We start from the raw sequence: 25,993 nt of genomic DNA, 5'->3' as shown, positions 1-25,993 counted from the left end.
CCAAAGGCTTTAATTTGACCTTTTGAGGAAGTTTTTTCTATTTTATTGAGGCTATACAATTTCATATCTTACTACCTAATCCAAACCTCAACAAAATGTTCTTCATAATCATTTTTCATACATAAAGTGTTTAAATTATCTTGTTTCTGCCCATCTAAAACAAGATAAGGTTCTATTGCAGAGTCTTTGATGCGATTGAATGTGATGAGATAAACAGTCTCTTGAAAACGATAATGTATTTTGTAACTATCCCATTCTTTTTTCAGATGAGGTGTTAGATGTAGTTTATCTCCCACACGATTGATGCCTAGCAATGCTTCCATTAACAGCCGATAGATCCACGATGCCGAACCTGTATACCATGTCCAGCCGCCTCTTCCGAGATGCTGAGGATTTGTGTACACATCGGCAGCTACCACATAAGGCTCAACTTTGTAAATGGCAATAGCTGCCGCTGTAGCCCCATGTTGTACCGGATTCAGTAAATCGAAAAGCTCCCATGCTTTATCTGTTTCTCCCATCATGGCAAAAGCCAACGCTGTCCAGATGGCTGCGTGAGTATATTGCCCTCCGTTTTCACGGACTCCCGGAATATACCCTTTTATATAACCCGGATTTAGAGATGATTTATCAAATGAAGGTGTAAACAATCGGATGAGTTTGGCCTCTCTTTCGACTAGCTGCATATCAACTTGCTTCATGGCCATTGCCGAACGCTCCTTATCTCCTGCACCACTAATTACCGACCAACTTTGAGCAATGGAATCAATCCGGCATTCTTCATTCAAAACAGAACCGAGAGGACTACCGTCATCAAAAAAGGCTCGACGATACCATTTGCCATCCCAAGCATGTAACCTGATGTTTTTTTGCAATTCTTTTGCTTGATCTACACAATACTGAGCAAAAGATTCATCATTAAGAAGCCTTGCCACATCCGAAAACTTGGCTAATACATCATACAAAAAGAAACCGAGCCAAACACTCTCGCCTTTTCCTTCTTTTCCAACCAGATTCATACCATCGTTCCAATCGCCACATCCCATGAGAGGTAAGCCGTGTATGCCAAATTTAAGACCATACTTAATACTCCTCACGCAATGTTCATAAAGAGATGCAGATTGGGCTGAATGATTGGGCTGATCGTAATATGATTCTTCGTCTGCCCGTAGCTCCCGGCCTTCGATAAACGATACGACTTCGTCTAAAATCTCATTATCCCCAACAGTCGAAATATATTGACATGCAACATAAGGCAACCACAAATAATCGTCCGAAAAATGGGTTCGTACACCTCTATCCATCGGAGGATGCCACCAATGTTGCACATCGCCTTCGGTAAATTGATGCGCGGCTGCACGAGGTATTTGCTTCCGGGTTATATCGGGTTCAACATGAACCAGAGCCATTACGTCCTGTAACTGGTCGCGGAAACCATAAGCTCCTCCCGATTGGTAGAATCCCGAACGTGCCCAAATACGGCTACTCAACGTTTGATAAAGTAACCAACCGTTAGCCATTACATTGACCGAAGAATCAGGAGTGTCTACTTTGATTCCACCAAGTGTTTGATTCCAATAGTTGCGAACACTATCTAATGTTTGTTGTGAAGATCCTATTTGTCGATAACGGCGGACTAATTGCTTCATCTCCTCTTTATTCTGAGCAAATCCTAACTTGAAACGAGTCTCTTTAGTTTTCCCCTCTGCTAAATTAAAAATAACTTGAATGACTCCACAAGCATCCATGCCTGCTCCTGTTTTTCCTGATAGACGAGTATGCTTCATCGCTTCAGGATCAGATAAACTTCCATTTTGCCCAATAAATTCTTTTCGATCGCCTGTCACCGTTCGGGTCTCATTGACATCTATAAAAGCAATCTTTCCTGCGAAATCTGAGTTATAGAAATTATGAGCAAAAAGCACCCCTGTTTCTATATCGACCTCCGTCTGAGTATGTAAAAGACTTTTGGATTTTTTCTCTGCCAACGCCCATTCATAATAGCCGGTAACAGATAAGTTCCGCGGACGATTGGAGATATTCTTTATTTTTAAGATTGTGAATTTTATAGATGTGTCCAAAGCCACATACATCCACAGTTCTGATTTTATTCCATTTTCAGTATGCTCAAAGACAGTATAGCCAAAACCATGTCGAGTAACATAAGGGGTATTTCCTCTTGCAGGATATGGTGTTGGAGACCAATACTGTCCGGTTTCTTCGTCGCGAATATAAAAGGCTTCACCCGATGAGTCCAGAATTGTATCGTTATGCCAAGGTGTAATACGGAACTCATGTGCATTTTCGCCCCAGGTATAAGCGCTACCGCTTTCAGATACCACCGTTCCAAAATGTTCATTTGCCAATACATTACACCAAGGAGCGGGTGTCGATTCTCCCGGTTTTAATGTAATAACATACTCCTGCCCATCGGGCGTAAATCCTCCAAAACCATTAGAGAAAATTAAATTACGCTGAGCTAATTCAGTTTCTACTGTTGTGTTTACAGTACGTGTTGGTTTTAATATCGAAGTCTGAACATCTGTAGTTAACTTCCCTTCCATTTGGTCGAATAATGTCCCTTGCTCATCATCTATTACAATTCGGGCAACGGACTGAAGAAGCAATATATCTTCATGTGGCATATGCTCTATCCGTCGAACATAAATGCCACCTTGCTTTTCTAAAAACGTAGCATCTACGCCACTATGTATCAGGTTTATTATCTCATCATACAATGATTGGCGATACACCGATGTGTCTTCATTCAATATAACAAGATCAACTATTAACCCCTTCATTCGCCAGTAAGCATGTGCCAAAACCAATTGACGTACCAGCTCTATATTTGTTATATCCTTTATTCGCAATAACACTAACGGAATATCACCAGAAATACCATAACTCCACAATCCGTTTTGTCCGCGTCTGTTGTTTTTTAGGATATTCGGATCTGTCCTGAACAAAGGGTTAGCATAAACCAAAGCTCCTGCCATTTTAGCAAAAACCTGAGCTTCGGTCTCGGTAATATTAAGTTGATAAAGAACCACCTGACTGTGAGTCCATGCCAATTCGAAAGCACGATCGGTCATACGGATGTTCTGGTATTTATCCGATAGGGACAATGCCCCCTGATGCGTGTCGGACATGCCAAGTAGCACATATACTTTTACACTCTTTCGGGCTGGAATAATGATCGACCGTCGCAATGCAATACAGGGGTCAAGAACAGAACCCTCGCTGTTTGATAAGGTTCCGGATTGCCTCATTGCCAAAGGCCTTGCCAATGAATGTCCACGACCAATAAAAGAAGCCCTGTCTGTTTCGCATGAAACGTCATTTTCCTGATCTTGCCCGGATAAAAGCAAATGCAGTAAGTATGGTGGTGTTTCTTCCTGCGAACGGGGACGCCGGGTACACAATATGGCCGAGGCTGCTGCATTGAATTTGGTTTGTACAAATAAGTTATTGAAAGCAAGGTGTGCTTCATCAGCATCTTGCGATGATATAACCACTTCGCTGTATGTAGTCAGCTCTACTCTCCGGGGCTTATTGGTATGGTTGGTTAAGGTTATTCGCCTCAGTTCCATATCATCCTCGGGTGAAACACATATGGTTGTTCTTACTTCCAATTTAGAATGTTGTTGTTTAAATTCGGCATAAGCCTGAGTGAATTTTACGCTATAATCATCAGAAGAACTTGGTATCGGTTGGTTCCCGATCGACCAGTATTCTCCTGTATCAACATCGCACAAATAAACAAACAAGCCATGACAACCTGCCGTTGCATCTTCACGCCAACGGGTGACTGCTAAATTATTCCATCGACTATAGCCTCCGCCACCGTTATTTATCATTATCTGATAACGTCCGTTAGACAAGAAGTTAACTTCAGGCGGTATGTTTTTATTGTCAAAAACTCGAGTGTAATATACACTATTGGATAACAGTGGATTAATTCCTTCAATCTCAAACTTAGAATCATCCGATATAACATCGATCTTTATATTATGAGGATTTTTCTCCTGTAACAGAGGTTCAAAAGCCTTAATCATCGGGCAAGACATAAAACGCTCCTGCATCTTATTTCCTTTCATTATGTTGGATATCGATACAAGTCCCATACCTTGATGATGTGCCATATAGGAATGAACAGCTATGCTTGTTGCATTTAACGGCAGATGAGACGGTGTATAATCAACAGCCTCATAATAACCATACAAGCCTTCAAAGCCATCATCGGTAAGCCGTTCCAAATTTTCGCACGCTTTTCGCGAATTAACCATCAGAGCCAGAAGAGTGGCATAAGGTGCAATCACCAAGTCTTTTGACAAACCTCGCTTCAATCCCAAACTTGGTATTCCGAAAGCTTTATATTGATAATTGAATTGAGTATCGGTACGATTTAATCCTGATTCTGAAATTCCCCAAGGGATACCGAATTTTTTACCGTATTCGATTTGTTCATAGATGACTCCTTTGTAGGTTTGATCGAGCAATGTTTGCTCATAATTTGGCATAACCAGCAGTGGCATCAGATATTCGAACATAGAGCCACTCCATGAAACTAATATAGGTTTGCCCTGCGAAAAAATCAGTAATCTGCTCAGCGAAAACCAATGCTCTAACGGAATTTGTCCTTGAGCTATGGCTACATAACTACACAAGCGTGCTTCGGAAGCTAGCATATCGTACGAACCTTGATCCATCCGTTGTTCGATGACATTATATCCGATCGAGAATAACTTCTTTATTGGATCATATAAAAAGGCAAAATCCATTTTGGCAAAACTATCACTTTGCTGTGCTAGAACATTGAGAATTTGTATTCTTTGTTTTGCATTCTTTATTGCGTTTTTCAGGCAAGCCTGCCATTGTGTAAAGCATTTTATTTCTCTATCAGCAAATAGATTCTCTTTGCCAGAGAATTGGTCTAATACAGATTGAATTTGTGAACAAATACCGGTAGCTTCTAAATTGGCTATTTGTGTTAACGTAGGCACATAATCTAAAGCTTCCAGTGCAGAGATTATATGATTCATCTGTACATCTTCAATACTTTCTCCCGATCTTTCAACAGGAACAGGAAGTGATATGGCAAGCCAAGGGGCAAGAAAAAGCATTTCGTCAACATACTCTTTACAGTTTTTCTTTAATACCGCACCCCATGAGTTTAGTATGGCATCGTCGGATGATAAAGTATTATTGATCTGTTCGATTTGTTGTTCTGCCGATTTTAAAAGGGCAAACGCGGCGGTTAAAGTCTCGGGCAAAGGTTTAAACAATTCCTTTTCGAATAGAATCAAAGCCTTATTTTTGCAGTCAATGCTTCTCATTGTCTGTACAGTGTCAAGCATCCCTTCGAAAATAACAGGCTTGTAAATATTATCTTCTTCCAATTCCCTTAGCCCTTGAGCAAGTGTAAGCAAATGTCCTGCCAGATTACCACTATCTACACTCGATACATACAACGGAAGCATTGGCTCAAGTGTTTCGGTATTATACCAATTATACAGATGCCCCCTGTGTTTTTGCAGTTTTGTCATTGTATCGAAAGTCAACGTTGTTCGTTCTACAAGCTTTCCGGCTGTCAGGTATCCTAAATCAAAGGCGGATAAATTGGCTAATAACGACAGACCAATATTGGTAGGAGAAGTCCGGGAAGCAATAGCAGGATTGGGTGTCTCCTGAAAATTGTCGGGTGCTAACCAGTTCTCCTTTTCATTAACAAATATCTCGAAAAAATGCCAGGTTTTACGGGCTATACGGTGTAGTAAAAGATCTTGTCCATCTGTTATGTGAGATATTTTGGGGCTTGTGGGACAACTTGCGCGCCAAGCGATATATGGAGCAATTATCCATATAAATAAAAACGGAGAAACGTATAGCATGATAGGGTTGTACATACCTAACGATATTCCGCAGAAGATAGCCATTACCGGCGAAAACCACATTCTATTATAGAATCCCGATAGCGTATTAACTGCTTTTTTCTCTACATCGGCAGAGGTTTGCCATTGCATCAGATGTTTATGAGATATAGTGAGCCGCCAAAGAGTGACAATAATTGCTTTTACACATAGATAGGCTTCGTATGGAAGAACAACGAATGCAAATAAAACCTGTTTAAATTGATGCATGCTCTTTTCTAAGACCTCCCATAAATGGAGTTTCCACGATTGGTCCTTTGCTTTGCGTAAAGAGTTGGTTATATTCTCCAATACAAAAGGAAGAGCGGTAATGAGAAGAATCAACAATAGACCTGCCCAAAGTTTTTGAGGAAACAATGTTGTAAATCCGATCAAAAATAACAATGTTGCAGGCGAGACTATACTTCGACGTAAATTATCAAGTATTTTCCATTTGCTTAAACTCGAAATAGGATTTCGGGAAAAACCTTTACCCGAATTAGGAATGCAAGGCAATATCCATTGTAAGATTTGCCAGTCGCCCCGTATCCAGCGAAAACGACGGTTTGCATCCATATTATAACCCGAAGGAAATGATTCGGAAACTTCTATATCACTAACAAGTCCGGAACGTATATAGGATGATTCCAACAAATCATGGCTAAGTATTTTGTTCTCAGGAAAACGGTTGTTTAAGCTGGTTTCAAAAGCATCTACATCATAAATACCTTTACCCATATAAGAACCTTCGTGAAACACATCTTGATAAACATCGGATACAGTTTGTGTGTAAATATCAATACCCGAGTCGCCTGTAAACAAGCGTGAGAAAGGGGAACATTGACTGCTGACAAGATTGGACGAAACGCGAGGTTGAAGAATACCATAACCCCGAATTACAACATTGCGTTTCACATCAAGTTCTGCCTGATTCAGCGGGTGAGCCATTGTTCCTATCAGCTTATGAGCAGTGTCGGGCGATAATTGTGTGTCTGCATCTAAGGTTATCACATACTTAAAGCTTAGCAATATAGACAGTTCTTCTTCAATGCGTGAGAAGCAGTTGTTTTCCGTTCCTCTTAGTAATGAATTAAATTCCATTAGCTTACCTCTTTTTCGCTCATATCCCATCCATGTTTTTTCTTTCGGATTCCGTTGACGGGGACGGTGAAATAGATAGAACAAAGTGCCGTTATCAATCCTGTACTTTTTATTGAGATTTTCAATCCCTAAACGTGCCCGGTTGAGCAAGAGATCATCGGAGGCCTCTTTCTCGTTAGGAGCATCTGGAAAGTCTGTCAATAATCCAAAATGAAGGTTGGTATTTCTATTCGATAGATAATGAAGTTCCAATTGGGAGATAAGACTATCAATATTTTCTTCATTCGAAATGATGGTTGGGATAACAACCATTGTACGGTATTGGATCGGTATCGATTTGGAAAAATCGAGCCGAGGTAGAATATCCGGTTTTGCAAAAAGTGTAATTATCCAATTGACGAAGAATACTGCAAACTGGCTAATGAAAATAAGAAAGAGAAATGATAAAATTATGAAATGCCAATGTGTTATTGATATTTCTTTAGATTGAAAGACAGAAACAAATAGGATAAATCCTAGTAGAGATAATACAGCTATAGATCCGGCATAAACAGCTAAGGGAGCACCTCTTAATACATTTTTTATTCTTGTCGAGACAGTCTTTTTTACATCAATTTCTTTTTCGAGTAAATATTTTCCATCACCTATTAAAAAATAGCCTACATGAGCTTGTCGTGTGCCTGTATCTTTATACAATTGGGTTAATGTAATTGCAGATTGAGCGATTTCAATCTCTGATCTAAGGCTGTTTTGTGCTAATGATTCTATAATATGTCTATAATGGTCACGAGTATTAAAATCCATAGATCCATAAGTTCCGGAGGGATCTTTAAGTAAGATTTGCTCTACAATACTTTGTTTTTCAACAAATATTTTCCAGTCGGTTGTATTTATAAACCGGAGACTATTTATGATATGACTAACAGATAATTGATTTGCTGCCTGATTTTGATTTTCCTGATAGATCAGTTCGTCTATAAAAAGCCCGTCCTCCGCCAGTTTTTGTTCAAGCCAATTCCGGGCTATCTGTAATGTCGAATTTTGAGACGATAACCGTTGACTGAATTCCGATACAAAAGAACCGGATGTCGGGATATCGGAATGGGACATATCAGCTACTATCTCAATCAATTTGGAGGGCTTTTTGAGAGCGGTATCTTCCAACTTGTCGACCCACAGTTTTGCTGTATCTCGATGTTTCGTATTTAACTGTAATCGAGTTGCAATACGTTGCAAATTTTCGATTAACGCCAACCGTAACATAATAGGAATTGCCCATAACTCTCCTATCTTGAGGGCAGATTTTATTTGGTATGTCTTATAAAAAGCAGAAAGCGATTCTATATCAATCTGAGAATCTGTATGGGAGATGAGTTCTATGACTGAAGAATATATACGGGGTATCCCTTTATATTCACCTTTTAAGAGACAAGGAAGTTCTTGGTTATACTCCTTGGGGTAGTGATGTCGGGCTAATAAAATATGCTCTTCAATTAAATAAAAATTGTCGATCATCCATTCGATAGCGGGAGTTACATAACTTCGATTGCTACTTGTTAACATTTCATTATTGAAATCGTACAGAACACCATCATTATAATCTAATTGCTCTCGCAGATAATTACTCTGTGTACTCCCTGTTGCCTGATGATCCTCTCCAAGTGCTTTCGAATACTCTGCCAACTGTTCTGTATTAAACAATTCACCGTAAAAAGGTTTATTATTGACTTTGTTTTGGAATTTCTTATAACTTCTAAAATCTAACATATTTGTTTCTTCTGTTTATTTTAAAAGGTATGCTGATTTATGGGTGTTTGTGTTACATAATATCTTCAATAAGTTACATAATTCTTAGGTAAAGTCATCAAAAGTGTTGAAACTATTAATTATGTAACTTATAGTTTTAATTATGTAATATATTTTCGATAAGAAATCCTGATCTTGAAAAATTATTTAAAACAAAAAAACTATGTCAAAAGAAGAAAAAGGAAAAGATAGAGCAGACAGAAAAGCTCCTCAAAAGAATCTAAAAGAGAAACGAGCGGATAAGGCTAATAAGCGAGCAGAAAAGAATCGCAAAGGGTTGGATGACTTGAAAAAATAACGATTAGGGTCTGGGCATTGTTTATAGTTGGTAACAATTATACTTCTTCGTTTTGCGCTATTCTGCTAACTACAATTATAATCGAATCGACGTATTTTAACATTTATACATGATGGAATTCTTTAATATGCTCTTATCTGTGTTTGATTGACTTTATTTATTCAAATTCGACTTTCTGTAATAACTTCTTAAATAAGAGTTTATCTTTCACCTGTATTGCCACGAATAATGACAATACTTCGTCCAATGGTATTATTTCACAGCAGGTTGTACCCATTTGAAAATATAAGAATCGACTGGAATAACCAATCGTTCTGATATTTTAGACATACGTGCAGGAAGCTTCATCAGAAAATCACGGGCACGTTCTGCTTCGTCTGTTAATCCTGAAATTTTATCTATCTGCCATTTATCTATCAGTTTTTGCATAATATCTACGTAATCAGTGGCAGTATATACCCCGATGCGCTGTGCAGCATTTGAAAACTGTTCGAAGGCAGTACTTATTTTCTCTTTCGATTCTCTCAGGAAATGAGCGAGCATAACAATCTTTTGTTTCATCATATATTGGAAAGCAAGCATCATTTCACTCGGGTCTACCTCAAATATACGCTTTACAAATTCGCTGTAAGCATGGTGATGCCTCATTTCATCACTTGCAATACGTTTACACATTCTCGACAATTTTTCATTACTCATTTTTTTAGCTATTTCTGCTACACGATTGTGCGAAATGAAGGTTGCCAATTCCTGAAAACTGGTGTATACAAAGTTTTTGTAAGGATCTCTTCCTGTTCCAATATCAAAGCCGTCATTGATCAGATGTTGTGTAGTCTGCTCAATCTCTCTCATATTCACTCTGCCGGATAAATAAAGGTATTTGTTTAATAAATCGCCGTGACGGTTTTCCTCTCCTGTCCAGTGCCTGATCCACTTTGACCAGCCGTTGCGCTTTTCTCCGTCTACATTGTCTATACCTTCTACATCCATCAGCCACGATTCATAAGTGGGCAAAGCCTCCTCGGTGATGGTGTCCCCGACCAATACGACCCAAAAGTCGTAAGGAAGTTCTTTGGCCAGTTCGCGTAATTCTTTTACATCCTCAAAAAAAGTTTCTTTTTCTGAGTCGGGGAGATAATCAGACGGTTGCCATATTTTTTCAACAGGAACCAAAAACTGAGTAATAAAATGATCTACATTTTTTTCTAAGAAGTGCATAACTTCTAAACGGATATTTGTAATTGACATTGTACTATATTAATTAATGCCTTCTACATCTGATCTTTCCTTTTTCTCAAATGTTTCTGAGAGGAGTATATCTTTCGCAGTAAAAGGCTGATGTATTGTAAAGGTAAAATTATTTTCAAGCACTAATAGTAAATTATTATATTTTGTCATTATCTACAAGTTATTAATAGTTAAACACCTATCATGTAAGCGGCTGAAATGAATTTCCATGAATTTTATTTTACTCGTTTCTTTATGAAAGATTTATAGTGAATTACTCTGTTGAATAAGGTTATAAACTATTTGTACTTCAATCTAGAACTGATAAACAATATTCGTTAATTTGTTGTGAAATAACCAACTAATAATTCTCTCAAATGTTTATTATAATACGAATATATTATTTAAAACAAAAACAAATGAAAAAAATTATCATTTTTACAATTATGCTGATAGGCATATCGCTACCTGTTTTTCTTCACGGGCAAAATGTAGTAATCAGTGAAAAGACATCATCTGAAATAACTAAAATTAAGGAGAAAGAAGCAAAAGAAATTAAGAAGGCGGAGGAACAACAAGAAAAAAATATTGAAAAGGCGAAGAAACAACAAGAAAAGAACAATAAAAAATCATCTGAAAAAGCGAGAAAAGATGCAAGTAATGATGTAGAGAAAAGAGCCAATAATGATCAACAAAAATTAGAAAAATCTACTCTCAAGGCTATCGAAAAAGCAGAAAAGTCAAAAATGAAAGCCCGACAAAAAGCTGATCGTAAAATAAAAGAAATTCAAATCAAGGAAGGTGTCGTTCTTTAAGAAGTTTAAATTATTAGTAGGTTAATTAACAGTAATTTATTAAACGAAATATATGTAATTACTGTTTTAATATAGCGAATGTAAGATGTTTGCATAATATTACATTTCTTAGAGAGAGGCCCGCCGGAAGACGATAGCCTCTCTCATCTATTAAAAGCGTTTTCTTCATCACGTTTTCCTATATCTTTTTAAATTAGGTTATGACCAGTACTCCTCCCGATCTGACAAATAAACAAAAAATCAAGATCCGAAGTATAGTTGTTTCTACACCTAAAAAAGAGTGGTATTGTAGATCAATATACAGCTCTACTTATAAAAAACAGAGTTCAAAATATTGGAGTACATATTGTTCAATGTTGTATCTCTACGCTGAAAGATCTTATCTAAAATCAATCTATCAGCAACTTATTTTCTATAGATATTTTTTACTAAGATAAAAATATGATCGAGAGTAAATAAAATAAGGTAGCCCGATTGAGCTACCTTATTTTTATATTCAATCTGTAAAATATTTGTCAATATCTGTTGTTATAACCTCCCCTATTGTTACCATAAGAGTTGTTACTTCTTTCCTGACGAGGTCTTGCTTCTGAGACTGAGATAGTTCTTCCGTCATATTCAACTCCATTCAGTTTTGAAATTGCTTTATTTGCATCTTCGTTGTTGTCCATTTCAACAAATCCGTAGCCTTTAGACCTGCTGGTACTACGATCCATAATAACTTTAGCTGAATTAATAACTCCATACTCCTTAAAAAGAGTGTTTAAATCGGCATCGTTAACATCGTAACTCAAACCTGCGATAAAAATGTTCATTGTAAAAAAATTATAAAATAAATAATCAGAAGAGAATTACGGCAAATAAGCACTTTAAACTAAAAATCTGTGGAATTAAAGGATAAGTATGAAATTTGTAATAAAAACTCAAATCTTTAATACAAAGATACGTCTAAGTATTTAAAGATTACTTCCTTTTTGCTATAAAATACTGACATATAGTTAATTATTGTGTTTTTTATGCGAATAGCAAATATTTTAACTAACAAACACAACCCCATTTTATATTTATAGAAATTTTTCGGTATTTGTGCCTGCTAAGAGATTACATCCGAATGAGAATTCAATGGATTGGGGATAAAAACATTTATAAGTATTTTACTTATGCTTCTTTTCATTGTAGATTCCTTATTGTGGTTTAAACGATTAAAATATGACAGATGGAGTAAATAAGAATTAAATGAAAGTATTTATTGTATCCAATAACAGGGTAAAGCAATAGGAAGCTTTATGTAGGTAAATTACAGATATACCATGTGTGTAATACTACAGGCGCATTATATATCTTTATGGACTCGTTAGATGTGTAATTCCTATTATATATGGATAAAATTTGATCGTATGGGTATAGATCAGAGGTCTCTAGCTTTATTCCTAATCTTTGTAAAACATACGGCAAATACCATTTAAGGAATAATTTCCCTAAATGGTATTTTTATTTACCGTATTTCATTTACCGGAAGAATCGAAAAAACATTCTTTTTTATTTTTCAGTTTTCACCTCTACTCGATCTTTTAAATATCCGGCTTCGTTTTTAACAATATCGGTTATATTCTTTAAATCTTTCTTTGATTTCCTGAAAAATTTGTTGGCATTGTCATAAATACAGTCAAATTGCCCATCGTCTTGCAGCTTACGAATTAAATACCCTGCTAAAGAGCCAATTACTAGACCAAATAATACTTTTTTCATAACTATTTTTTATTTATTTGAGATAATATTTTAATATACCTGCCGAATATATGACCATCGAACGTGTTTGGGGTGAGGCTGCTAACCCATTCAATAGCCCGAAATCATGAATTACACCATTGTAACGGATAGTTGTAACATCGACTCCTGCTTCATCGAGCTTACGCCCAAACGCTTCGCCCTCATCCCTCAATATATCATTTTCTGCCACCTGTACGATGGTAGGTGGTAATCCCCTAAGTTCATCAATAGAAGCCAAAAGAGGTGAAAGGTAAATCTCTTTACGTTGTTTTAAATCGGCTGTATACTGATCGAACATCCATTTCATCATTGATGCAGTCAAAAATCTTTGTTCACCATACATTTTGTACGATTCTGTATCGAAATCAGTATTTGTCACGGGCCATAATAAAATCTGAACTTTGATAAATGAATCATTATTTTTCTTTGCCAATAAGCTGGTAGCAATAGCCACATTTCCTCCGGCACTATTTCCGACCAGAGCCAGACGTTTACTGTCTATATTTATTTCGTCTCCATGCTTTGATACCCACTTGATAGCTGCATAAATTTCATTGATAGCCTGTGGATACTTAGCTTCTGGCGAAGGGTTATAATTTATGAAAACAGCGGCATATCCCGATTCTATGACTAAGTCGCGTACCATCCGTTTATGCGTATTATAGTCACCTAAAATCCACCCACCTCCATGTATAAAAATAAAAGCGGGTAGTTTTTTTGTTATTCCCTTAGGACGAACAATCGTTAGTTTTACCGGATAATCTTTATCTGTAATTATTTTTTCAGATTCTTCAATCCCTGATAAATCTACTTTCACTCCATTCTGTGCTGTTACAAGAACATTGCGGGCATCCTCTTTCGATAATGTTTCAACAGGAACTCCATCATTCAGCACTTTTAAATATTTTTTTACTCCAACACTCAGATGATTATCAGAAAGATAATCATCTTCTTTTTCTATTTGTTCTTCCATGTATTTCTTCTTTTTAGATTGGAATTATAAGATTCAGTTTTTTCTCATCATTTCTCTTTACAGTCACACTAGTAGTGCCCGGAGCAATAAATTCAACACCTCCAACCTCATAAAAGACGGCAAAAGACAGAGTCGTTTTGGATTCAAATAGATTTAATTCTGTAAAATTTAAACTGAATGTCGCAACACCATTCTGATCTGTTACAACATGTTTGTCCGCGTCTGCACTTTTTGTAGAACTATCTACTTCCGTATCCTTGTATAAGTAAACAGTAGTATTGGGTTGGATAGTACCCACTAAGTTCTTTACTGTAACCTGCACATTGGCACCTAATGCCGGAGCATTGTCGTCATCGTCTCCGCAAGACATAAAACCAACAGCCGTTAATATCATTATACTTAGAATCAGTAACTTTTTCATATTATATTCATCTTTGAGATAAGTCAACCTTTTTATTTATTGTGATCGGTTGGCATTTTCACATAGTCCGAATATAATACTATTTTACCGGAACATCTTTCTTTATAACAGTTTTGATGGTATCCGACTTTGTATTATTCCATGAATCTTTTACATTGCCGACACCCTCTTTTGTTTTATCAACGGCTTTATCGACAGATTCAGTGACCGATTCTTTTGCGTTTTCATAATCTTTCCCGGCGCCTCTTGTTGTATTGCATGAAACGAATACAAATACTGAGATAGACAGTATACTTATAATCTTTTTCATTTTTCTTTGTTTAATTTGAAATAAGCCGACCTCTTTATTTATTCTGATCGGTCGGCATTTTCACCGTGTTGGGATGTCAATCTAATTTTTTCTTAACATCTTCCTTTATATCTTTGACGTCTTTCTTTATATTGCTCTTGATTGTATCTGCTTTTTTATCAACAGCATCTTTTGTCTGATTCCAGGAATCTTTTACCTCCCCGGCATCCTCTTTTGTTTTATCAGCCGCTTTATCAATAGACTTATTTACAGAATCTTTCATATTCTCAAAATCTTTGTCTGCTCCAGTTTTTGTATTGCATGAGGAGAGTATTAACACGCATCCTGAGATAAACAGTATACTTAAAATCTTTTTCATTTTTCCTTCTTCTTTAATTATTCAATATATAAAATTACGGCACGGTTCCATTCCATTACATCGAATGGAGGATTGGTCTGACCTTCCCATTCAACAATAACACGGTCCTGATTTATCCCGTATTTGCCGGTCATGATGTCAGCCACATTCTGAGCCCTTTGTCTGGATAATTTTTCATTTATAACTGCTGTTCCTGTTTCTTTATCGGTATAACCGATAACCCTGACTTTCTTATCCGGATTTTCTTTCAGATATTTGGCGACATTATAAACATTGACTTCCTGATGGGATTCTACCTTTACCTTGTTAATGCCAAACAGGACAACATTATTGACCGGTTCTTCACTGACCTGTACTTCCCGGATAACTTCTTTTACAACCACAGTAGGTTCTGTCTGTTCTACCGGACGCTGCGCCAATCTTGCCATATCGGCACGCTGCATATTAATGGTATTGTTCAACTGGTCTATCTCTGATTGGTCCCTCAATATAGCTTCGGTAAATACGGCTTTCTTTCCGACTGTGAAGATTAGGCTGGCAGAAGCTGTTCCCAAAAGATCATAACCTCTTTTGCTTCCTGTGCGTTGGTCAAAATCATCTTTAAGCAATTTACCTGATAGTTCAATATCAAGGGCAACACGAGGAGAAAATCTGAAACGGTTAATGATACCTGCATCAAATGTTACACTGTTCACGTGATTGCTATTGCTTGCATACTCAGGTAGTTTTTTGTAGTCCCAGCCGTAAGCCCAGCCCACACCGATATAAGGAATGAAAGCGTAAATACGGTCGGCATTATAAGGCATCAGGTAATCGGTCACATTCAACATATAATTTAGTTCGGCGCTCACGTACCTGTTGCGGGTCATCAGCGATGCATCATTATTGAAAGTATGTATGTTTGTTCCTCCCGATAGTTTGATACGAGCTCCGGAATAAGGGTTAAACCATTTTCCGAATTGAAAATTAGGGGTTACCGTCATCCGTCTCCAAAAAGTAGCATCTACATCTTTGTCTCCGAAATAGATATTTGAACCGGCCCCGGCTCCGATAAACCAATTATCCCAGAAACCGTTATCAACAAATGTGGTATTACTACCCGCTTTGGTACTTTGACCTTCTTTTTGCTGTGCGGATAAGGTAACCGCTGAAAGTGTAATAATAAAAAGTAGTAGAATCTTTTTCATAATTTATTCGTGTAATTATTTATTTAAAATTTGTATCCATATCCAATCAGGATTACGGCACAGTCGTTGTCTCCTAATATAAATCGGGCCTCAGCATTCAAAAAGAACCTGTCATCTACTTGGTAGGTAATACCTCCTCCCAGATTGAATGCTAAATCTGTTTCTGCATGAGAATCAGTTTTTTGTTCTGTTCCCCCGATTATAACTGATTGTTTTCCATAAAAATTATTTTGTATACCCAGACCGGCTAAAGGGTAGACGGATATTCTTTCCTCTGAAAGATTGAATACATAATGGACATTTAACATAACGTCTAATCCTGTTACTTTATCTTTGGGGAAATAAAATGTAATATCGGGAGCTATAAGTACATTATCCAAGATACTATATCGTCCCTGTACACCGATTGCAAAACGTTTATAATCGGTTTGATAACCTAAACTGCCAATAGCAGCTTTGTCTCCTTTTTGGGCGGAAAGACTAAGTCCTGTAGCTATGCAAGCAAGTAATAATATGATTTTTTTCATAATTTATTTTTTATTATTTACAACTAAATAATCTAACCGTTAGATTTACCTCCGGACTTATTATTGCGATTATACCCGCCAAATAAAGATAGTATCCATAAAAAGACAACTGCACCGACAACTGACACAATCAGCATTCCTACAATCCCACCCCAATTTATACCTAGTACGCTGAAAAGAAATCCGCCTAAGACCGCTCCGATTAAACCCACTATCAGGTTTACAATTAAACCGAAACCACGTCCTTTTGTAATGTAACCGGCTATAAAACCTGCAAGGACGCCAATGACTATTGAACCAATGATACCTAATTCCATTTCCTTTGTTTTTAATTATTATTTGATTTTCAGTCAACCGGAAGTGATGGAGCATAGCGGTGTTGACAATCCGGCCAATGCTTTTATTTTTTCATACATAATACTCAGATTATGCTTTAAATTGTATCTGACAGATATCTGTCTTTCTATAGTTAAAACAATTGAAAAATAGATATGACTTGTTAATCTGTGAATTATGTAATTAATAAGCAAAAATGTATAACAAAATATATTAGGCAAATTATTTCCTTTATAAGCTATTCAATACATTTTGCATATGAATGGAAGGATGAGAATCGGGTCTCCAAATCAGAAAAAGAAGACAGCTTTAATTACAGAAGGAAATAGTGTCATAGGTTATAATATAGCTACTAGCCTGGAATCTACTGGAAATTGGAATGTTATCCTCATATCTTCCCAAAAGCTTTCTTATACAGGAACATTCAAATTTATCTTCCTGAATTGTCGATCGTATTACACAATCGATCTATAGAAGGATAACAATAAAAAGTTAGTTAATAAATAAAAAAGAGGATTTTAACTAATCCTCTTTTTTATTTATTAATTTCTAAAATTAGGTTATAGTGAAATTTTATCAGAATATCCTCGTTTAAAAAGGATCGGTTAAAAGGCTTGTCCTGATTAATTTCTTATTGACAAACTCTTCAGTACCGAATTCTGATAATTCTCGTCCATATCCTGATCGCTTTGTTCCCCCAAATGGTAAATCAGCTTGGGTCCATGTCGGATGATTTATAAAAACCATTCCGCTATCTATTTGATCAGCTATTAGTTTCCCTTGTCTTATATCACTTGTGAAAATTGACGCACCTAGCCCATAGCTAGTGTCATTTGCCAGACTAATTGCTTCCTCTACAGTTCTTACTTTAAATAATAATGCAACAGGACCAAATAGCTCTTGAGAATAGACAGGATTATTCTTATTTATATCGGAAAGAATGGTTGCTTCCATATAAGCTCCGGAACGATCTATCCGCCGTCCACCCAATTCTATTCTGGCTCCGGCTTTAACCGATCTGTTTATCTGATCTAATAAGTTAGTCAAAGCTTCTTCACTTACTAATGGCCCAAGTTCCGTTTCATTATCCATCGGGTCCCCCACTTTTAGGGCCAGTAAAGCCGCTTTAAACTTATTGAGAAATTCAAAATAGACAGACTCCATTATAATAAAACGTTTTGCAGCAACACAACACTGTCCTGTATTATTCATTCGGGCTATTACTGCCCAGTAAATGGTTTTATCGATATTGGCATCATCTAATACTATAAATGGGTCGCTACCTCCAAGTTCTAAGACTGATTTTTTAATATTTTTTCCTGCAGCTTCTGCTAAACTGGCTCCGGCCTGCTCACTGCCAGTCAGAGAAGCACCCTTAATTCTCTCATCGGCAAGAAGCCTTGATATCTTGTTGCCAGGTATCAATAAGTTTATATACAATCCATGTGGAGCACCTGCTTCTTTAAATATTTCGCTCAATGCTATTCCACACTGAGGAACGTTAGAAGCATGTTTTAAAAGAATAGTATTCCCTATCATAATGTTGGGGGCAGCAAAACGTGCAACCTGATAAAATGGAAAATTCCAAGGTTGTACCCCCAGTAAAACTCCTATCGGACTGTAGCGTATTAATGCTTCTCCATATTTAGGTCTTAAAATCTTATTCGCAAGAAATTTTTCAGCATTTTCAGCATAATAATCAAAGATATCCGCACTAAGTTCTATTTCTGCTTTACTTTCACCAATCAGTTTCCCCATTTCGGTAGTGATTAGTTCAGCAAGGTTTTCTTTTCTTATTCGTAATATTTGTGCTACTTTATGCAATAGTTCCGAACGTTGTTTATAAGTTGTTTTTCGCCAACTCTGATAAGTAATATCTGACTGGTTGATAACAGTCTCTATTTCATCTTTCGACATTTCATCAAATGATTTCAGCTTTTCATTTGTTGCTGGATTTACTGTTTTTATTGACATATGAATTTGTCTAACACATTAGGTGTTAGTTCATAAAGGTAGTTCTCTTATACCCCAGATATATTACAACTAATCGTTTATTAATTACATGTTTTACAGATTATCGATATTAGAATATAATTGTCATTCACTAAATATGTAAAATATGTAACTCATTTTACTTTTTATGTAATAATATTGGATTTAATAATTCTCATCTTTGGATATAATTAATATTTTAATAGTTATGTCAAAAGAAGATAAAGGAAAAGACCGGGCGGATAAAAAAACTCCTCAAAAAAACTTGAAAGAAAAGCGAGCGGAAAAGGCTAATAAACGAGCAGAAAAAAACAGAAAAGGATTAGATGATTTGAAAATTAAATAATATTTTTTTTTAAAACATTAGAAGTGCTATCTATTTTGCGGTATACCCCTATTGCTTTATGTGTTTATAATTGAATATTATAGAATTAACAGGTTTTCAATATTGGTTTCTCTTTTTTGACCATGCATCTTATAAAATGATAAAGTAGTACCTGTTATTTTCTTAAACTGGTTTGATAAATGGCCAATACTACTGTAATGCATTTTGAAAGCAATTTCCGAAAAAGTTAATTCATTGTATTGAATGAGTTCTTTAACATGTTCAATTTTATGCATAATGATGAAATGCGCAATTGTAAAGCCTTGCGACTCTGTAAATGTATTAGATAAATAAGTGTAGTTCAGGTTTAATTTATTACTTAGATAGGTTGAAAAGGGAATCTTTAATTTATTTTCTGAATAATATATTGATTCTATGACTGCTATTTTTATCTGCTCGATCACTATATCCTTCCTGTTTTCTATCAGTTCTAATCCGCTTTTAGCCATGGCTAGTTTGAGCTGGATATTTTGTTCATGTGTTGGATGTGTGGAAAGATTAACAATCCCTAAGTCAACGGTAATATAATTGAGTTCCAATTTCTTTAACTCTTGTATTACCACTATTTTGCATCGTTGACTTACCATATGTCTAATGTATATTTTCATAATGGTAATATTTATTTGTTTTTTGATAAAAGAGAGTAACTGAACTTCTTATTCCAATCTCATTTTATGATTGGCTTATAAAAACATCAGATTCTGCGAAAAGTGGTGTAGATATATAGAATGAAGAAAAGAACACTATACTATTATAAACAATTAATTAAGCCTTATTGTTTCAAATAATTTAAAATTCAGATATTTAATGAGTTATTCCGGCTAAATTGAATAATCTTGTAGGAGTTGACATCAATAAGATTTGATCTTTATCATGAACATCGAGGAATACCCATTAATGTCAGTCTTTCGAATAAAGAACACAATTGAAAAATAGGTATAGCTTGTTAAGCTGTGAATTATGTAATTAATAATCAGAAATGTATAACAAAATATATTCGGGAAATTAGTTCCTTTATAAGTTGTTTATATATTTTCTCCCACAAGTGACGCTTTAAGTACAAATAATTCACTAAATGCATTTGGTTTTCTCCTGCAATAGGAATCTGTCACAGTTTACAACCCCAAAACGGAACGAGCCAAAGAATACATCGATTTTGAAGAATGAAAGGCATATACTTAATTAAAAATGTCGTATCAGGCTCGAAAGATCCTTTAAAAATCGTTAGTGAATGTGAAACAAATACATCATATCGGGAAAAAGATATAAATAAAAAGAGAGGTGACGGTAAATGATAATCGTTGCCTCTATTCTATTGCTTATAAAACTCTGCTGATTCAGTCTTAAGGTTTAATAAAATTGATATATTTTCGTTCTTCAGAGAATAGCAAAGCTGTATCTATCAACGCCAGATGAGAATAGGCTTGAGGAAAGTTACCGAGCATACGTTTGGTTTCGAAATCCAAATCTTCACTAAACAACCCCAGATGATTTGAATATTCCAGTAACTGATCAAATATTTTCCGGGCTTCGCCTTTCTCTCCAATCATAAACAATGCACGAGTTAGCCAAAAAGTACAGATAGTAAAAGCAGAAGACGGCAAACCAAAATCATCATCGACTTTATATCGATACATCAATCCATTATGGTATAATTCTTCTTTTATACGTTTTACTGTCTTTATATAGCGATCATCGTTTGCATCTATAAAACCATATTGTTCCATCAAAAGCAATGATGAATCCATATGCGTATTATCATATGCTTGAGTAAAACTCTGAATCTGATCGTTCCATCCATTCTGCATCACATCTTCTTTTATAGCCATCGCTTCTTTTTGCCATGCTGATACATAGTCAGTCTGATTTAAAAGTTTGGCTATCTCTATTGCTCTGTCAAGAGCTACCCAACACATTACCTTCGAGAAGACAAAATTCTTTTCGATGTTACGAAACTCCCATATACTCTGATCAGGATTTCTCCAAACAATATAAACCGTTCTGATGATCGATTTAACAACTTCCCACATTTCTTCCAACTCGCCCAATGTGCCAGGAAAACGGAAATAATAGCTATGTATAACATCCATCAAATAGCCGAAAGTGTCATTTTGTTTTTGGAAATATGCAGCATTTCCAATTCTTACCGGTTGGGAATTTTCATATCCTGCCAAATGTGGCAGTATCTCTTCTTTTAATGTACGACTACCATCTATTCCATACATAATTTGTAAAGAATCTGATTTAGACTTCAATATATCCTTCACAAAAGACATAAACCGCTTCGCTGTTGAATGATGCCCAAGTTCTATCAGGGTTTCTATAGACATCGATGCATCACGAATCCAGCAAAATCGATAATCCCAGTTGCGAACTTCGCCTATTGTTTCCGGAATACTGGTGGTAAGAGCTGCCATAATAGCTCCGGATGACTCATAACACATCAGTTTAAGAGCCAACAGACTGCGACAGATATAGTCGTTGTATTCGATGAATTTTCGGGAACGATTATTCCAGTTCAACCAGTAAATCTTTGTACGCTGATATTCGAGATAGGCTCGGTTGATATCTATATTCGCTAGTTTTTGACTATACGACAATAGCATATACTGGTCTTGCTCCAGAATAATTTCTTCTTGATTTAATATGGTGTCAAAATCAATACTTGAATATAAATAGATATTATCATTTCCATCTACTAAAGAGAATGTTCTTATAAAGTAGGCAAACTTTTTGTGTATGACCGAATCTCTGGCATAATTCATTACAGGAGTATAATTTATCCTAAAACGTGGTTTACCATCAATGAGTCTTATATAACGATAGATTTCGGAAGGGATATAATACTCGTCTCCACGGGTCTTGTATCTCGGCATAAAATCGAGTACTTCAAATACGCCCTCATCAGAAGCAAAGCGAGTACAAAGTATATTTGTTTCTTTAAAGTAATTTTGTGTAATACGATAACTATCAGAGACAATGAATGAAAAACTCCCGCCTTTATCTTTATCTAATAATTTAGAAAATACAGATGGAGAATCGAATACCGGAAAACAAAGCCAATCGATACTTCCTTCTTTTGAAATTAAAGCAGCAGTTTTACAATTTCCGACTACACCGTAATCTAGATTATCCATAAGCAATTAAATTATTTTATTAGTTTTTTCAAAAAATCAATGTTTAAAGTTTGTTTTGGAATATTATACCGCGCTGCATTTGATGGGTCTCCTACTTTTATCGTTATAGCCGTATCCGGCAATGCCATAAACATTTCTTCATCAGTTGTATCGTCCCCTATAGCCATCACAAAATCGTATTCACTTTGACTGATTAGCCTTAAAGCTTCTGAGCCTTTATTAAATTCGCCTGACTTAATTTCTACAATTTTATTTCCTTTCATTATCTGTAAATTCTGTCTTGATGCTGGATTTATTAAGGCATTTATCAACTGTGTTACACGCAGTTCGGCTAACCAGACATCAACATCCCGGTAATGAAAGACCAAGGCCGTTTCTTTTATTTCAAGTTTCGAACGAGGAGTCTTTTTTACTGTATGTTTGATTATGTCTATTATCTCTTGATCCCATTCTATTTTCTGCCCTTTACTTTTCCATATACCATTCTCTTTGTAAAACATACCATGTTCGGCTGCCATATCTAATGGCAAATGTCCTAACCAATCTTCTAGAGTCTGTTTATCTCTACCACTACTTATTATCATTCTATTATGGCTATCAGCACACATTTTTTTCAAAAGATCAATAACTTCAGTCGTTGGTGATGCTTTCATCGGATTGCGATGAAATGAGACTAATGTGCCATCGTAGTCTAAAATAATCAGACGTTTTTGAGCTTTTTGGTATGCATCTTTTATTTCATTGAAGTTTTTTCGTACGATTATTTTCTTTTGTAATTCTTTATTTTTCTTTTTTACTGAAAACAATTCATCTATAAAATCTTTAGCCCATTGTCCAACATGTTGAGAAGAAATAATCTCTTGCATATTTGATATAGCTGCTTTTTGTTCCTCTTCCGGCATTTCCAATGCTATAAGAAGAGCATTCTCTAAATCCTTTATATCAGTTGGATTCACTATCAGCGCATCAGATAACTCAATAGATGCTCCGGCCATTTCACTTAAGATGAGTACACCTTTCCCTTCTCGTTTTGTTGCAATATACTCTTTTGCAACAAGGTTCATCCCATCCCTAAAAGGATTAACTAGACATATATCCGATATATGATACAAAGCTGTTATCTCTTCGAAGACGAATGACCTATAAAAATAATTGATTGGTTGCCATCCTGCTGTCGCATATTTACCATTGATGGCTCCTACCTTCTGGTCTATATCTTCTTTCAGCTTTGCATAAATATCAACATTGTCTCTTGATGGTGCTACAATCATAATGAGACTAACTTTTCCTCTGTATTGCGGTTGGTTTGCTAAGAAGTCTTCAAAGCACCTTAAACGCATAAGAATACCTTTGCTATAATCCAGCCTATCTACAGATAATATAAGTTTGCTGTTGCCAAACTCACCACGTAGTTTCTCTGCTTGTTTCTTTATATGAGGATTTAATAAAGCATTATGATACATATCATAGTTTATTCCCATTGGAAAAGCATCCACATCTACGATTCTGCCATCTAAATGAATTTCATCGAGCTTACAATCTAATTTCAGTACTCTATAAACAGCACTAATAAAATGCCTCATATATCCATGCGTATGAAAAGCAACAAGGTCAGCGCCCAACAGACCGTTTAAAATGTCACTTCTTTCAGGTAAGCACCTAAACAATTCATAAGAAGGGAATGGTATATGGTGGAAATAACCAATACTTACTTCAGGCATTCTTTCTTTTATCATTCGAGGTAAAAGCATCAATTGATAGTCCTGAATCCAAACAATATCATCAGGTTCTATTATATCCTTCGCTTTTTCACAGAATAAAGCATTCACTTCTTTATATACAGTCCAGTAGCAATTATTGTATCTAACATTGCTGAAAAAGTAATGAGAAAGCGGCCAAATTACACTGTTACTATATCCTTCATAATAATTTTCTATTTGTGAAGGAGTAAGATTAACCGAATGAAAGTTGAGATCAGTTAGTTGTTTGTCTATTTTCTGCTGTTCATCGACATCTTCAAGATACATTCCTGTCCAACCAACCCAATGTGTTTCCATATTTGTCTCTAATGAGTTCAGTCCGGTTGAAAGGCCTCCTGGGCTGGGAACAACCTTGTACTCATTTTCCTCTTCCACCACTTTTAGTGGTAATCTATTGGATATAATAATCAACTTCATAATACATATGTTTATATCGGGCAGGGCGGTCCGATTATTAAAAACAGAATAATTCTCTCGAACACAGACGGATGTAGTAAACCTATAGAAATTTTATTATCCTCTGATTAATTATCATACGAAGCCAAAAAGACGAACCTAAATTCTTTTAAGAAAACTGAATTATATATTGGCTATATTTCGGATTAACTCCGTATAAATAAGATGTCTACCGAATAAGTAGATTTTAAAGAGGAGAAAAACAAGGTCGTTCTCAATGTATTCAAGACTCTTACAAAGATAATAAAATTTGTCTAACCCATAAAAATACATAAAAGTTAGATTTTAACTAAAAAATATAACTTGCTAATATGTAGTTATTTTGTTGTATATTTACGACGTGTTTTATAGTAGAAAAAAGAGAAAAGAGCTAATCACAAGATCACAATCTTATCGTTTTATAATAGACCCGAGCGTTTCGGGAATATCAAACTCAGCACATTTTATGGATTCAAGTTTTTTCTTGCCCAAATCAGTCAATATAAAAGCTTATCTTCCTAGCCGACAATACGTCGGATAGTACCTTTCTTTTCGACCGACTTTATCACTTTCGATGTATTCGAATTAGTCAGACCCAATACGCTAGCCAATTCATTTGATGAATATTTTTGAGTATTTAGAGAACATAGCAGCATTCCTTCATTCAGGCGAAGATCATATAATTGTTGAAAGTTTAATTCAAAGTCATAAATCGCCCGATACACATCTCTGACCTGACATTGTGTTTTTACTTGCGAATTATCTATATTGTCTGCCATTTGGTATATGCAAGAAAAATAGCTATTGCGTCGTCACCTGCCGAAGGATATAACAGCGTGGTCGTTGCCCATGCTCCTTGCGGAGAAATCTCATAGAGGCTGACCAATTTGAAAAAGACACCCTAACAAATACTATTTTAAATCTCTAGATAATTTCTTTCCATATCTTGCTAAATTAATAAAAAAAACCGCGCGAAATATCACATCTCACACGGTTTAACAAAAACTTTTACAAAACTACACTGCTTCCGATATCTGATCGGTAGCATTTTTTATTTTCGCCATTTTTCTATTTTACAATAGAAAAAGAATGCCCGCAAGCTACTTCTACTTATATTTGTTTTGTAGCTATTAACAATACTTTAAGACGAAATACTTAGTAATCTCTTTTTGGCATAAAGTTCCAATAGTCGATATTAGTTATTATCTCTACAGTAACCTTGCGATCTCCTTCACGCACGATATGC

At 35.8% G+C, this 25,993-nt stretch carries 18 protein-coding genes and 1 pseudogene; 3 read left to right on the top strand and 16 right to left on the bottom strand.

Annotation, left to right across the window (positions count from 1 at the left end; translation table 11 throughout):
• Positions 1 to 71: 71 nt before the first annotated feature.
• Positions 72 to 8,777, bottom strand: a complete 8,706-nt coding sequence (locus E4T88_RS12225) for a GH36-type glycosyl hydrolase domain-containing protein (protein ID WP_135105823.1) — start codon at positions 8,775 to 8,777, stop codon at positions 72 to 74.
• Positions 8,778 to 8,979: 202 nt separating this feature from the next.
• Between E4T88_RS12225 and E4T88_RS18295 the strand changes: the two genes are divergently transcribed.
• Positions 8,980 to 9,114, top strand: a complete 135-nt coding sequence (locus E4T88_RS18295; RefSeq protein ID WP_006844260.1) for a hypothetical protein — start codon at positions 8,980 to 8,982, stop codon at positions 9,112 to 9,114.
• Between the two features lie 252 nt (positions 9,115 to 9,366).
• On the opposite strand, the gene E4T88_RS12220 is transcribed toward E4T88_RS18295, so the two are convergent.
• On the bottom strand, positions 9,367 to 10,362 hold the full coding sequence (locus E4T88_RS12220) for an acyl-ACP desaturase (protein WP_135105821.1): 996 nt from the start codon (positions 10,360 to 10,362) through the stop codon (positions 9,367 to 9,369).
• A gap of 398 nt (positions 10,363 to 10,760) precedes the next feature.
• Here E4T88_RS12220 and E4T88_RS12215 point away from each other — a divergent pair, with 398 nt between their 5' ends.
• Positions 10,761 to 11,156 (top strand): hypothetical protein, encoded by a 396-nt coding sequence (locus E4T88_RS12215; protein WP_228093907.1) that lies wholly within the window; start codon positions 10,761 to 10,763, stop codon positions 11,154 to 11,156.
• Between the two features lie 515 nt (positions 11,157 to 11,671).
• Here E4T88_RS12215 and rbp read toward each other — a convergent pair.
• The 10 genes from rbp to E4T88_RS12155 all read right to left on the bottom strand — a co-directional run bounded on the left by rbp (position 11,672) and on the right by E4T88_RS12155 (position 19,012).
• Complete coding sequence (gene rbp / locus E4T88_RS12205; RefSeq protein ID WP_135105818.1) at positions 11,672 to 11,971, bottom strand: RNA-binding regulator; 300 nt, start codon at positions 11,969 to 11,971, stop codon at positions 11,672 to 11,674.
• 724 nt (positions 11,972 to 12,695) lie between these two features.
• Positions 12,696 to 12,905, bottom strand: a complete 210-nt coding sequence (locus E4T88_RS12200) for a hypothetical protein (RefSeq protein ID WP_006844256.1) — start codon at positions 12,903 to 12,905, stop codon at positions 12,696 to 12,698.
• 13 nt (positions 12,906 to 12,918) lie between these two features.
• Positions 12,919 to 13,899 (bottom strand): alpha/beta hydrolase, encoded by a 981-nt coding sequence (locus E4T88_RS12195; RefSeq protein ID WP_135105817.1) that lies wholly within the window; start codon positions 13,897 to 13,899, stop codon positions 12,919 to 12,921.
• A 13-nt stretch (positions 13,900 to 13,912) separates the two neighbouring features.
• Entirely contained in the window at positions 13,913 to 14,320 is a 408-nt protein-coding gene (locus tag E4T88_RS12190; protein WP_135105815.1) for a hypothetical protein, read from the bottom strand.
• Positions 14,321 to 14,399: 79 nt separating this feature from the next.
• A complete protein-coding gene (locus tag E4T88_RS12185; protein WP_006844253.1) occupies positions 14,400 to 14,630 on the bottom strand; it encodes a hypothetical protein in 231 nt (76 codons plus the stop codon).
• 76 nt (positions 14,631 to 14,706) lie between these two features.
• The gene (locus tag E4T88_RS12180) at positions 14,707 to 14,988 is read right to left on the bottom strand and encodes a hypothetical protein (RefSeq protein WP_135105813.1); all 282 of its coding nucleotides are present in this window, start codon (positions 14,986 to 14,988) and stop codon (positions 14,707 to 14,709) included.
• A gap of 17 nt (positions 14,989 to 15,005) precedes the next feature.
• Entirely contained in the window at positions 15,006 to 16,175 is a 1,170-nt protein-coding gene (locus E4T88_RS12175; protein WP_135105811.1) for an OmpA family protein, read from the bottom strand.
• Between the two features lie 23 nt (positions 16,176 to 16,198).
• Positions 16,199 to 16,702, bottom strand: a complete 504-nt coding sequence (locus E4T88_RS12170; protein ID WP_135105809.1) for an outer membrane beta-barrel protein — start codon at positions 16,700 to 16,702, stop codon at positions 16,199 to 16,201.
• Between the two features lie 32 nt (positions 16,703 to 16,734).
• Entirely contained in the window at positions 16,735 to 17,019 is a 285-nt protein-coding gene (locus E4T88_RS12165; protein WP_006844249.1) for a GlsB/YeaQ/YmgE family stress response membrane protein, read from the bottom strand.
• Between the two features lie 610 nt (positions 17,020 to 17,629).
• Positions 17,630 to 19,012 carry an NAD-dependent succinate-semialdehyde dehydrogenase gene (locus E4T88_RS12155; protein ID WP_135105807.1) on the bottom strand — a complete coding sequence of 461 codons (1,383 nt, stop codon included), beginning with the start codon at positions 19,010 to 19,012 and terminating at the stop codon, positions 17,630 to 17,632.
• Positions 19,013 to 19,238: 226 nt separating this feature from the next.
• On the opposite strand from E4T88_RS12155, the gene E4T88_RS17985 reads away from it, so the two are divergent.
• Positions 19,239 to 19,376, top strand: coding sequence for a hypothetical protein (locus tag E4T88_RS17985; RefSeq protein WP_018075088.1), 138 nt, complete (start codon positions 19,239 to 19,241; stop codon positions 19,374 to 19,376).
• A gap of 77 nt (positions 19,377 to 19,453) precedes the next feature.
• Here E4T88_RS17985 and E4T88_RS12150 read toward each other — a convergent pair whose 3' ends face one another.
• The 4 genes and pseudogenes from E4T88_RS12150 to E4T88_RS12135 all read right to left on the bottom strand — a co-directional run bounded on the left by E4T88_RS12150 (position 19,454) and on the right by E4T88_RS12135 (position 25,526).
• On the bottom strand, positions 19,454 to 20,023 hold the full coding sequence (locus E4T88_RS12150; protein WP_135105805.1) for a helix-turn-helix domain-containing protein: 570 nt from the start codon (positions 20,021 to 20,023) through the stop codon (positions 19,454 to 19,456).
• A 735-nt stretch (positions 20,024 to 20,758) separates the two neighbouring features.
• Positions 20,759 to 22,552 carry a glycoside hydrolase family 15 protein gene (locus tag E4T88_RS12145; RefSeq protein WP_135105803.1) on the bottom strand — a complete coding sequence of 598 codons (1,794 nt, stop codon included), beginning with the start codon at positions 22,550 to 22,552 and terminating at the stop codon, positions 20,759 to 20,761.
• Between the two features lie 11 nt (positions 22,553 to 22,563).
• Positions 22,564 to 24,729 carry a bifunctional alpha,alpha-trehalose-phosphate synthase (UDP-forming)/trehalose-phosphatase gene (locus tag E4T88_RS12140; protein ID WP_135105801.1) on the bottom strand — a complete coding sequence of 722 codons (2,166 nt, stop codon included), beginning with the start codon at positions 24,727 to 24,729 and terminating at the stop codon, positions 22,564 to 22,566.
• Between the two features lie 429 nt (positions 24,730 to 25,158).
• Positions 25,159 to 25,526 (bottom strand): annotated as a pseudogene (locus E4T88_RS12135) (MarR family transcriptional regulator).
• Between the last annotated feature and the right edge of the window lie 467 nt (positions 25,527 to 25,993).

Source organism: Dysgonomonas mossii, from assembly GCF_004569505.1.
In the GTDB taxonomy this organism is placed as follows: Bacteria; Bacteroidota; Bacteroidia; order Bacteroidales; family Dysgonomonadaceae; genus Dysgonomonas.
The sequence above is the reverse complement of the archived record's forward strand: the minus strand, read 5'-3'. Positions and strand labels throughout refer to the sequence as shown.